The sequence below is a fragment of the Pedobacter roseus genome (assembly GCF_014395225.1).
GTDB lineage: Bacteria > Bacteroidota > Bacteroidia > Sphingobacteriales > Sphingobacteriaceae > Pedobacter > Pedobacter roseus.
On the sequence record NZ_CP060723.1, the window covers coordinates 2,246,701 to 2,258,668 of the forward strand.

Below are 11,968 nucleotides of genomic sequence, written 5' to 3' on the forward strand. Positions count from 1 at the left end.
CAAAATTCAGCTTCTATTATGCAGTTAGAAAAATTTACTTACGATAACAAGATTGTCCGCAACTTTGGGATTGCCACCCTGGTTTGGGGAATTATAGGCATGACGGTTGGCTTGCTGGCTGCAATGCAGTTATTCAAGCCCGCAATGAACATGGGCAGCCAGTACACTACCTTTGGCCGGATAAGGCCCTTACATACCAATGCGGTAATTTTCGCATTTGTGGGCAACGCCATTTTTATGGGGGTGTATTATTCGCTTCAGCGTTTATTAAAAGCCAGGATGTTTAGCGATGTGCTAAGTAAAATCCACTTCTGGGGCTGGCAGCTGATCATTGTATCAGCGGTAATCACACTTCCGCTGGGTTTTACCACCTCACACGAATATGCCGAACTCGAATGGCCGATTGATATCGCCATCACCATTATCTGGGTGGTTTTCGGTGTAAACATGTTCGGTACTATTTTTAAAAGAAGAGAACGCCATTTATATGTGGCCATCTGGTTTTACATAGCCACATTCGTTACTATAGCAGTATTACACATCGTAAACTCCTTCGAATTGCCTGTTTCATTTATGAAAAGCTATTATATGTATGCTGGTGTTCAGGATGCACTGGTTCAATGGTGGTATGGACATAATGCGGTGGCATTTTTTCTAACCACACCTTACCTGGGCATGATGTACTACTTTTTGCCAAAGATGGCCGGACGACCGGTTTACTCCTATAAATTGAGTATTCTGCATTTTTGGTCGCTTATTTTTATCTACATCTGGGCAGGACCTCACCATTTATTGTACACCTCATTGCCAGGCTGGGCACAATCATTAGGAGTTGCCTTTTCAATCATGCTCATCGCACCAAGCTGGGGCGGTATGATCAACGGGTTGTTAACCTTGCGTGGTGCCTGGGATAAAGTAAGAGAAGATGTAACCCTGAAATTTATGGTGGTTGCCCTTACCGCTTACGGTATGGCCACTTTCGAAGGACCTTTATTATCGTTAAAACAGATTAACGGTGTAGCCCACTTTACCGATTGGATTGTTGCACACGTACATGTTGGTGCTTTGGGCTGGAACGGATTTTTAACATTTGGTGTACTGTACTGGTTAATCCCCCGTATTTACAAAACAGAATTATACTCTAAAAAACTGGCTGGTTTCCACTTCTGGGTAGGTACTTTGGGTATACTTTTTTATGCCGTACCCATGTATTGGGCAGGTTTTACCCAGGGATTGATGTGGAAAGAATTTACGCCTGAAGGTTTATTGAAATACCCTAATTTCTTAGCCACCACGCTACAGATTATCCCGATGCACATTTTACGCTCAATTGGCGGGGCGCTTTATTTAACAGGGGTTATTGCCATGACTTATAACCTGGCCAAAACCATGTTGGGTGCTAAACTGGTTGCCAACGAACCGGCCGAGGCCATGCCTTTAACCAAAATTATTGTAGAAACTTCTCCTGCTGATAAAGCATGGCACAGGGTTTTAGAGCGCAAGCCGATGAAATTTATGGTGTTATCACTCATCATTATCCTTATTGGGGGCATGGTAGAAATGATGCCAACTTTTACCATACAGTCTAATGTGCCAACCATTGCCAGCGTAAAACCTTATTCGGCACTCGAACTTCAGGGGAGAGACCTGTACATCAGAGAGGGCTGTGTAAACTGTCACTCGCAAACGGTAAGGCCTTTCCGTTCAGAAACAGAACGTTATGGAGAGTACAGTAAGGCAGGAGAATTTGTATACGATCACCCGTTTTTATGGGGCAGTAAGCGTACCGGCCCCGATCTTCACCGCATAGGTGGAAAATATTCTGATGCCTGGCACTATAACCACTTAATGGATCCTGCTTCTATGTCGCCCGGAAGTATTATGCCTCCTTATACCTGGCTGATCGAACAGAAGCTGGATATCACCACTACGGCGAGTAAAATCAGGGCCATGCAAACATTGGGTGTGCCTTATCCCGAAGGTTATGATAAACGTGCCAATGAAGATTTAAAAATTCAGGCAGAAAAAATTGCGTTTGACCTGAAGCAGAATAACATCAGGGTTAAAAGCGATAGGGAAATAGTGGCCATCATTGCTTACCTGCAGCGCCTGGGTACCGATATTAAAGCCAATAAAGAAAGTATTCCTTCAAATCAATAAAATATGTTCAACCAGATCAAAGATTTAGCCGGTGGCGAAATATACCTCATCACCTCTCTGCTCATGTTTATGGTGTTTTTTGTAATCGTGGGTGTTTACCTGCTCAAATTAAACAAAAAACATATTGAAGTGATGAGCGAAATCCCATTACAAGAAAATCAACCTAATGTTTATGAAGAAGATTAATCTATTGTTATTGTCGCTGCTTTTATCCATTACAGCATTTGCTGCAGATGCGAAAACCGCAGATGTGGTAACACCTTCCCAGCCCGGGTTGGGGCTTAGCCAGTCGGAATTGCTTATCGTATTGCTTTTGCTTTTTGTAACCGTACTGCTTTTTGTCGCATTAACGCTGCTAAATGCATTTAAGGTAATGTATCAGGAGCAGCTAAATCCTACGCCCTACACCGAACCGGTAAAAGAGCTGGTTTTGGATTACGATGCATGGTTAAAGCAGCAACCGGTTAAACCTTCCATCTGGACAAAACTCTTAAGTTTAAGGCCAATTGAAGAGGAAAAGGATCTGGTTATCGATCACGCTTACGATGGCATTAAAGAGCTGAATAATCCTGTTCCGGCATGGTTCAACTTCCTCTTTTTCGGGACGATGATTTTTGCGGCAGCTTATCTTTTTTATTACCACATCGGTGGATATGGCGATCTGCAGGATACAGAATACGAGAAAGAGATGGCAAAAGCCCAGGTAGAAAAAGCAGCCTATCTCGAAAAATCGGCTAATACCATTGATGAAAACTCAGTGAAGTTTGATAATACACCCACCGTGCTGGCAGACGGCAAGACTATTTTTACGACCAACTGCGTAGTATGCCATGGCGATAAGGGCCAGGGGATTATCGGACCAAATTTAACCGATGAATACTGGTTGCATGGCGGAAGCATCAACAATGTATTCAAAACCATAAAATATGGTGTTCCCGAAAAAGGAATGATCAGTTGGGAGAAAAACCTGAACCCCAAACAGATCAGTACGGTTGCCAATTTTATCCTGTCGTTAAAAGGAACAAATCCTGCAGGTGCCAAAGCGCCACAAGGTGAAAAATATGAAGCGAAAGATGTAAAAGACAATGAAATAAAAGCGCCGAAAGACAGTGTAAACAAAGCCGATGTTACAAAAAAATAAAACCGGAAGTAAGGGCAGGGATTTTATCTATCCTAAACAGCCATCAGGAAGGTTATATACCTGCCGGAAATGGGTAAGTTATGTACTGCTTTTATTTTTGTTCTCCTGTCCGTTTCTAAAACTTAATGGCGAACAGCTGGTACTGCTCAATTTTATAGAAAGGAAATTTGTCTTCTTTGGACTGATTTTTACCCCACAGGATTTTTACCTGTTTGCCCTTGCGATGCTCATTTTTATCATGTTCATTGTGTGCTTTACGGTAGTGTTGGGCAGGTTATGGTGCGGATGGGCCTGTCCGCAGACGATTTTTATGGAAATGGTTTTCCGCAGGATTGAGTACTTGATTGAAGGAGATGCCAATAAACAAAAGAAATTAGATCAGAGCGACTGGAACGCAGAGAAAATTTTCAAAAAGACCAGTAAACATTTCATTTTTCTGCTCATTTCTTTTGCGATTGCCAATACCTTTCTGGCCTATATGATTGGCTCGGATGTATTGCTTAAAATTATAACCGAACCTATTAAAGGGCATGTATCGGGTTTTATTTCCATCTGGCTTTTTACCTTTATTTTCTATGGTGTTTTTGCCTATGCACGCGAAGTGGTGTGTACGGTCATTTGTCCTTACGGCAGGCTTCAAGGTGTGTTGTTGGATAACCAGAGTTTGGTTGTGGCCTATGATTATACAAGGGGAGAACCACGCGGGCGACTTCAAAAAAGTGCGACAACATTAAAAACCGGCGATTGCATCGATTGTGGCCTTTGCGTACAGGTTTGCCCTACAGGTATCGATATCCGCAAAGGAACACAGCTCGAGTGCGTAAACTGTACCGCCTGTATCGATTCGTGTAACGAGGTGATGCTTAAAATAAATAAGCCCAAAAATCTGATCGGTTTTTTTAATCAGGATTTTATCAACGAACGCAAGCCTTATACAATTGGCCTAAAATCCTACGGTTATGCCGCTGTTCTGTTTGTGGTATTGCTGGTTTTTTCTTCACTGATCTACAAAAGAGAAGATATTCAAACTACAGTTTTGCGGGCTAGCGGTACCTTGTACCAAAGCAGGGGAACAGATAAAACGAGCAATCTTTATAATGCAGAATTGATCAATAAAACCAATAAAGCAGTAAAATTTAAGTTCAGGTCGCAAAATAATGGTGATGAGATTGATTTTATCCAAAAAGCCGATCTTTTACCAAAAGAGGGCGCTGTACACCTTACATTCTTTCTCATTAGAAAAAACAATACCATTAAGAAGTATAAAACAGATGCTGTTTTCGAAATTATTGCCGGTGGTGAGGTTTTAAGTACAGCAACAACAAGTTTTTTCGCACAACCGGAAGGAGTTGAATGATTGAATGAGAGAAGGATAGAGTGATTGAATGATAGAATTAGAGAATGATAGAATTAGGGAGTGATTGAATGATAGAATTAGAGAATGATAGAGTTAGGGATTGATTGAATGACAGAATTAGAGATTGATTAATGTTGAGTGATTGAATCTGCGATTTGCCTTTAAACATTCTCTCATTCAAAATTCACTCATTCAATTATTCACTCATTCGTAATTAAAAAATAAATATGAACTGGGGAACAAAAATAGTGCTTGGGATGCTAACATTCATGATGTTTATCGTGTGTATGGTGGTTTACATGTTTCATGTGCACGGAAGGGATGCCCTGATCGAAGAAAATTATTATGAAAAAGGGATTAATTACAATGCGGAATACGATGCTAAACAGAACGTGCTTAATGATCATGCGAAGCCCAAAATTACTGTTACCAAAACCCAGATCATCATCCAGATAAAAGACCCTGCAGCGTACGAACTGGTTTTAATGCGGCCTGCCAACAGCGATGATGATGTTAAATTAAAAGGAAGCACTTCAGGAACTTCCAATCTTATTTTGGTTGATAAAACTAAAATGCCGAGGGGAATGTGGTTTTTAAATCTCAGCTGGCGTTCGTCTGGTAAAGATTATTTATTTAAAAATAATATCACGCTATGATGGACTTTTTACCACTTGCATTTTTGATGGGGCTTTTTGGCAGCCTTCACTGCGCGGTAATGTGTGGACCAATTATGTTGGGCATGCCATTTAGAAAACAGGATTTACTGCAAAGCGGATTTCAGCTTTTGCTCTACCAATTTGGCCGAATTGCAGTTTATACGATATTAGGTTTATTGGTAGGTGCTTTAGGAAGTAGCATCCGCATATTTAGCGATCAGAAAACGCTCAGTATGTTAATAGGTTTTGTACTGGTTTTATTTACAGCACTACAGTTTAATGCTGCTTATAGAAACAGGTTTTCAAGGCTCCAGTCATGGCTACTTAATCCCTTAATAAGGCTTATGGGAAAAGTATTCAATTTGCCCTTATGGGGATTGTTTGCCGGAATGCTTAATGGCATTATTCCGTGTGCAATGGTATATCTGGCACTTGCCACGGCTTTAAATACCGGAAGCGTCCAATCTGGCGGAATATTTATGTTTCTATTCGGATTAGGTACCACGCCGCTGATGCTTATGATTTCGCTAGGGGGATCTTCCTGAAAAAATACATCCGTTTCAATACCAATAAGCTTATCCCGTGGTTTATGTTTTTTATGGGCACAATGCTCATATTACGCTCGGCCGATTTAGGTATTCCCTTTATATCGCCAAGAAATACAAGTCCCTATGGCCACACCATAGAGTGCCGATAAAATAGCGCATAAGCGATGCTAATTCAGATTCTACAAACGGAAAAAGCCCAAAATCTGTGCAGGGAGCGGGCTTTGTAGCATTTAGAAGAGATTTTGCTCATCATTAAGGGTGTTTGTAAGGATAAAAATTGGTTTATATACGCTCAGTCAGCTAACTTCTGATATTATCCATTTTGACTTAAGGTTTAATAAAAGGGGAATAGCATAGAATAGGTATTTCATTTTTCATTAATTATTGGGGAATTTATTATGCTAAGACATTTTGGAGTTAAGAGGACCTATGCGCACAACCTGAAATTGGCGGTGTTGTTAAGTTTGATTGCGGGTTTTGTAAATGCAGCAGGGTTTTTGGGCTTTTCTGCGCTCACCACAAATGTTACCGGGCACGCTGCGCTCTTTGCAGAGGGCATTGCCAAGCATGACTGGAAAATGGTGCGACTGGTAGCAACATGGATGGTACTCTTTTTAGCCGGAGCTTTTACGAGCAGTCTGATCGTAATCAAGATTGGTCATAACGCAAGGTTTTCTTTTGCCATTCCAATAGTTTTAGAAACCATAATCCTGGTTTTTTGTGCATTTTCACCCCTTGTAAAATACTGGGGGTTTTCAGGTAATTTTTTCGCTGGGTCACTACTATTTGCCATGGGAATGCAAAATGCACTGGTTTCGGTAATTTCTGGCTCTGTCGTCCGCACCACGCATCTTACCGGTACCTTCACCGATCTTGGCATAGAGCTCGCCCAGCTGAGGACAGATAGTTATGCCGCTCAGGGTGAGTTGCTTTCCCGGATTAAACTCAGGAGCTCCATCATCTTTTTCTTCATGCTGGGTGCGCTATCAGGCGCATATCTGTTTACTTACATCAGTTTTCGGTCATTTCTGATACCTGCATCAATGCTCTGTTTCACCCTGCTATACGATGTATTTCGTTTGAATATCAAAAGGTACTATTCCAATTTTCGCTACGGCAAGAAAGGTAAATGAAGCTATATAAAAATATTTGCAAGGTATTAACACGATCAAATTTAACTGACTATACGCCATTAATTCTTGTAACACTTTACTAATCAGCAAGATTTGATTAACATCTTCCGGTAAATGAACGCTAATCAAGATTGATTTGTGCGGTTTGTTATATTTGGCTGCAAAATGTAAAAATTACCATTAAAATGAGATTGATCACATTTTAATGGTAATTAATGTCTTATTAAGTTTCTGATATACAGTGTGTTGTAAATATATTGTCAGGCTGAAGGAAAGAGATATGATATTCGCCGTAACAGTGTCGCTTATACCTTTACAGCTAAGGCAGCTTTATCTAATGGGAGTTATCCGTTGCAATTGTTGCTGCGCATAGTAAATGAATTTTATAACATTTTGAATGGCGGATATATTCATACTTATATTTGGTTGGAAAGACGGGGAAGGTGGGAGAAGAATAATGTTAGGCTAGCTGTGTTCTCCGCCCAGGATTGCATTAAAGTTTTCTAGTAGTTTGATGTATCTATCCATCCAGTAATATACTGAATCGTTACTATTTTCATCACCGAAATTATTGAGACTTTGTATCTTCAGGTGGTCTAACTCCGTATATAGTTTCAATTCATCGGGAAACTCTTTTGAAAAATCGTGACCGATGACATAACCTATCCGCTGAATAATATCGGTGGGAATTTTTTCGGTTTCGAACCAGTTGTAAATGGACCTCCTGCTTACGCCCATTTTACGTGCAATTTCACTAATTCCAATATTGTTTCTTCTGATCACTTTTTCGACAGCATGACCGTAGTGCTGGTTGGGATGAGTAGTTGGCGAGCTTGTTTTTGCATCATCAATGATGGTACCATCTTTGGCGCAATCAATTTTAGTTTGCATGTTAATTTTAATTAATGGGTGATTATGACTTTTTATATGTTTGGTCTCCTTAGTCTTTTTTTGGGATTTCGATACATTAAGGTTAGTAGTTTTATTTGAAGTTTATAATAGTAGCTTAATATTGTTGTTGTTGTATTTTTTACCGATCAGTGAAATTGTGTTATGAAACAAGCTGAGCCCACGGTAGTAATGCCCATCGTAATAATGTAATGGCACATTGAATTTGTAAAATGGATCCGACTATGATCAAATATATTGTTTATTGTATTATTATTTATACTATTAATTGGTTTTTTTGTTTATTTTATTGATTAAAGTCATTAATAATGAGTGTATTAGTCTTGAATTGCTCTGAGGAGCTCCTTTTTGATGCCTTTGGCCTGCGAAAGGTAAACAGCCACCACAGCTGCCAGCGTATACAACAGTTGTAAATCATTATAGGAACGGTTATTCCCAAAAGCCATATAAGTGGGAAAAGAATCAGAACTTCTTTGATTCCCAATACGTTAACCAACGCTATCCTGCTAAAATTCATCACGATAATCTGCATACAGTAAATAAATAAAGAGTGGAAACCAACAACCCTTAAAAAAACGAGCTTTTTGTGTTTCTCCAGCATAAAAGAAAAACTTATCGATATTGCGCAGCCTAACAATGCCTGTGCGAGAAATAAAAAGGGAAGTTTCCTTTCCACATATACCATACCCGATGAACCTGAGCCAAGGTTGATCTGTGTGGCATAATATTGTAGGGTAACAAAGACCAAAAAAAGAGGGATATAGAACTTTGGAGAAGTAAAATATGTTTTTCCTTTTTCAGAAAGCATCAGTTTTGAGATATAATCTCCAATGGCAAAAAACAGATAGTATTCTAAAATGTCGGTAAGAAAGCCGGCAGCATAGCCATTGATATGGATGTACGCCGAAAGGCAGAAAAACAGCAGTCCCACAATTAGCTGATGTGAGGCGCGTAATGCAAGTTTGGTTTTAACGATTGAATAAATAATACCGATGCAGAAAAGTGCATTCAGATACCAGAATACTCCGGTTTTTCTGGGATCGATGAGTAAATTAAGGTAATCGGCAAATAAAGTTTTTAGGGTAGGGATTTCTCCGGCGCTTGCCAGCTTAATCGTAATTTCAATAATGCCCCATACGAGCAATGGATGAAGGATATTGTTTACCCTGCTATAAAGGTAACCTCGGGCTCCCTTACGCTGAATGCTTTTGCTTAAAAGCATGCCAGAGATGATAAAAAACAGAGGCATCCTAAACCCGTACAGGAAAACACCTACATAATTAAGGAATGGATAATGCTCGAAGCTTGTTCCATGCCCCTGCAAAACAGCAAAAGCGTGCCCATAACCTACTAAAATAATACTGATGCCTTTATCATAATCGATCCATTGGGTACGGTGTTCGCCCAAAATGGCTTTAGAATTAAATATAACCATAAAAATATTGCTAATAGCCTAAATAGAATTGGATTCCGGATAGATAGTTAAGATACTCTTTAAATAGGAGATAAGGCAGTGCCAAGCCTACTTACAATAGGCAAGAGTACTAAATTAGCAGTAAAAGCTGATTAATAAGGCGAATTTAAATTATGTATATAAAGTTGTGCAATTTGCACACAATTGTGTAAAGTAGGGGGCTTATTTAAAGGAAAAGCGGCAATTTTCATATCGAAAATCGCCGCTTTTCCTGATTATTTTGATCTGATCGTACCATCTCCTGCATTATTATATAATAGTGCTGAGACTTTATTCAGAAATAATTCAGATTTGATTTAGAAGGTTAACGAATAGTTTGCCCCCCTGTTTATACGTGTTTTGTAGGTAAGGTTGCTAATGGCCTGCTCCTGGGTTAATTGCGTGCCGTTCACATCCATAATAACAGGTTTGGTAATCACCAATTTCAGGTTGTTATCGTAAAGATTGGTGGTAATGGTAGAACCTGGATTCTGCCTCCAGAAGGGAGAAGCAAAGGTTAACGTACCACTAATAATTTCACTACCTCTTCTTTTTGCAATATCAGCAGATACCTTTACAGCTGTTGCCGATTTTTTATCATAATGGTTCTGTATGTTAATACTTGTGATTTTGTTTGAGCCACCATACAGGTTCGAATAACCAATTTGTATACCATAACCGCCATTGTATTCTGTTTTACAGTTCAGCAGGCTGATGTTTTGTAATTCATCTGTAGCAGCCTCTGGTTCAAAGTTTATACCGGTCATTGGCGAGGTGCCAGTGGTATTGCCGGCAACAACCGATTCCATAACGAGTCCATTTACGCTGGTAATCGAAATTCCGGCCCTTCTGTTGTATTGAAGCACCGTGTTGGTAATAGCGATTTTGGTATTGGTAGTTTTGCTACCCGAAGCCGAAAGATAAATCCCATCGCCCCAACATTTGGTAACGCTACCGTCGTTAATGGTAATGTTGCTTGAAGAGAGGATGACGATCCCATTTCCCCATTCTCCACTGCTGCCAAGGTGATTACCAACATCGCCAACAAGTACCGGATTGTTAAGCACCACGTTAGATGCGTTTTCAATCCTGATCAGATTGTAGTTGCCACTCGAAGTGGGCTTAAGTAACAATTGTGATCCCGACAGGAAGTTTAGTGTCCTGTTTGAGGGAACAATAATTCCTTTTTCGTTTACCAAAATTGGGAAAGCCGGAAAGGAAACATTTGAATTTGCATTAATGGCCGCCTGTACGTAGCTGGTATAATCAACCGATCCATCTTTTACATATCCTGATGGAAGGCTTTTGGTCAGATCATAGCTACCGCTTGGAATCGTAGTCAGCGGCGATCCCGCGACCTCCAGATTTGAATTGTTTTGAAAAAGAGCGTTTTCATTGCTTGTCGCGTCCTCAGCCTTTTCGCAGCCTGTTATGGATGCACTAATTACTAATCCCATTAAAAGCGCTTTGAATGCTAAAGTAGTTTTTCCAGTTTTTTTCATATTTATTAATTATTGTTTTTAAAGGTAACGAGCATCACTTTGCATTCTTATCCTAACCTGTTCCCATTAAGCGGTTTATGGTAGAAACACAGGGCTTTTTAGTAAAATTACGCAGATTTTTGACCGCGGCGGATAGATTTTTAGCTCATTTTTCGGCGGTGTTTTTTGAGTTTTTAAAATTTTTATACAGAAATCTGCTCAGATTTTACACAATATTGCTCGCAACTGTAAAACTTATACATAAAACTTTACAATTGCCCCGAGCAGGGTTTACCGGTGTTGATATTCGCTAAGTTTACTGAACAAAACCATTAAAAAAAAACCTTATGGTAACTCGTATTAAACTTAGCGCCATTATACTTGCTCTTTGTACTAGCACACTGCTGATCAGTTCGTGCGGATCGAAAAGGAACCTGGTATATTTCAGTGATCTTCCTAAACAGGATGGTAAAATGAAATCGCAATCCTTTGAAGTACCCGAAACTGAAATACTTCCTAATGATGTACTTTCTATTATTGTAGTAAGCTCGAGCACAGAATCTAATAACCTTTTCAACAGCACGGTTCCGGGTAACGGACAAACGCCGTTTGTTTATAAAGTTAACGCCAGCGGATTTATCAATTTTCCTGGGATAAAAGAAATTAAGCTTGGTGGATTGAGCCTCTCGCAGGCAAAAGACGCTCTAACACGCGAACTTTCAAAGATGACCAAAAGTCCTAACGTAAGCATCTCTTTTGTCAATTTCAAGATCACCGTAATCGGAGAGGTTAGCCGGCCCGGTACATTTACAATCACCAATAGCGAAGTTAACCTGCTGGAGGCTTTGGGAATGGCGGGAGATATGACCCCATTTGGCAGGCGCGATAATGTGCTCGTAATCAGGAATATAAAAGGTGTTCGAACGCTCGAAAGACTGAATATCAATTCGGTGGAGTTGCTTAACTCACCCTATTACTTCCTCAAGCAAAATGACATTGTATATGTAGAACCTGATAAGTCGAAAGAACAGGAGGTTAATCAAAATAACAGGTTTATCCCGATCATTTCAGCCTCATTCTCCGTGCTGGCGGTTTTAATCAGCATCCTGGTAAAGAAATAAACATTCCAT

11 protein-coding genes are annotated in these 11,968 nt (G+C 39.9%); 8 read left to right on the plus strand and 3 right to left on the minus strand.

The features are described from left to right. Window positions 1-18 precede the first annotated feature (18 nt). The 7 genes from ccoN (at window position 19) to H9L23_RS09405 (ending at window position 6,995) form a co-directional block, all read left to right on the plus strand. Window positions 19-2,160: a cytochrome-c oxidase, cbb3-type subunit I gene (gene ccoN / locus H9L23_RS09375; protein WP_187594704.1), complete on the plus strand. Its 2,142-nt coding sequence runs from the start codon at window positions 19-21 to the stop codon at window positions 2,158-2,160. Window positions 2,161-2,163: 3 nt separating this feature from the next. Further along, window positions 2,164-2,346 carry a hypothetical protein gene (locus H9L23_RS09380; protein ID WP_187594705.1) on the plus strand — a complete coding sequence of 61 codons (183 nt, stop codon included), beginning with the start codon at window positions 2,164-2,166 and terminating at the stop codon, window positions 2,344-2,346. After that, complete coding sequence (locus H9L23_RS09385; protein ID WP_246474896.1) at window positions 2,333-3,301, plus strand: cbb3-type cytochrome c oxidase N-terminal domain-containing protein; 969 nt, start codon at window positions 2,333-2,335, stop codon at window positions 3,299-3,301. The genes H9L23_RS09380 and H9L23_RS09385 overlap by 14 nt, the downstream gene beginning before the upstream one ends. Next, on the plus strand, window positions 3,285-4,658 hold the full coding sequence (ccoG, locus tag H9L23_RS09390; RefSeq protein WP_187594706.1) for a cytochrome c oxidase accessory protein CcoG: 1,374 nt from the start codon (window positions 3,285-3,287) through the stop codon (window positions 4,656-4,658). The genes H9L23_RS09385 and ccoG overlap by 17 nt, the downstream gene beginning before the upstream one ends. A gap of 227 nt (window positions 4,659-4,885) precedes the next feature. Continuing rightward, window positions 4,886-5,314: a FixH family protein gene (locus H9L23_RS09395; protein ID WP_187594707.1), complete on the plus strand. Its 429-nt coding sequence runs from the start codon at window positions 4,886-4,888 to the stop codon at window positions 5,312-5,314. Further along, complete coding sequence (locus H9L23_RS09400; protein WP_187594708.1) at window positions 5,311-5,859, plus strand: sulfite exporter TauE/SafE family protein; 549 nt, start codon at window positions 5,311-5,313, stop codon at window positions 5,857-5,859. The genes H9L23_RS09395 and H9L23_RS09400 overlap by 4 nt, the downstream gene beginning before the upstream one ends. Before the next feature lie 401 nt (window positions 5,860-6,260). Further along, window positions 6,261-6,995 (plus strand): YoaK family protein, encoded by a 735-nt coding sequence (locus H9L23_RS09405; RefSeq protein ID WP_187594709.1) that lies wholly within the window; start codon window positions 6,261-6,263, stop codon window positions 6,993-6,995. 465 nt (window positions 6,996-7,460) lie between these two features. On the opposite strand, the gene H9L23_RS09410 is transcribed toward H9L23_RS09405, so the two are convergent. The 3 genes from H9L23_RS09410 to H9L23_RS09420 all read right to left on the minus strand — a co-directional run bounded on the left by H9L23_RS09410 (window position 7,461) and on the right by H9L23_RS09420 (window position 10,859). Next, a complete protein-coding gene (locus H9L23_RS09410; protein WP_246474897.1) occupies window positions 7,461-7,886 on the minus strand; it encodes a helix-turn-helix domain-containing protein in 426 nt (141 codons plus the stop codon). Between the two features lie 304 nt (window positions 7,887-8,190). Next, window positions 8,191-9,339, minus strand: a complete 1,149-nt coding sequence (locus tag H9L23_RS09415; protein WP_187594710.1) for an acyltransferase family protein — start codon at window positions 9,337-9,339, stop codon at window positions 8,191-8,193. A gap of 335 nt (window positions 9,340-9,674) precedes the next feature. Further along, window positions 9,675-10,859 carry a right-handed parallel beta-helix repeat-containing protein gene (locus H9L23_RS09420; protein ID WP_187594711.1) on the minus strand — a complete coding sequence of 395 codons (1,185 nt, stop codon included), beginning with the start codon at window positions 10,857-10,859 and terminating at the stop codon, window positions 9,675-9,677. A 326-nt stretch (window positions 10,860-11,185) separates the two neighbouring features. Between H9L23_RS09420 and H9L23_RS09425 the strand changes: the two genes are divergently transcribed. After that, on the plus strand, window positions 11,186-11,959 hold the full coding sequence (locus H9L23_RS09425; RefSeq protein ID WP_187594712.1) for a polysaccharide biosynthesis/export family protein: 774 nt from the start codon (window positions 11,186-11,188) through the stop codon (window positions 11,957-11,959). Window positions 11,960-11,968 lie beyond the last annotated feature (9 nt).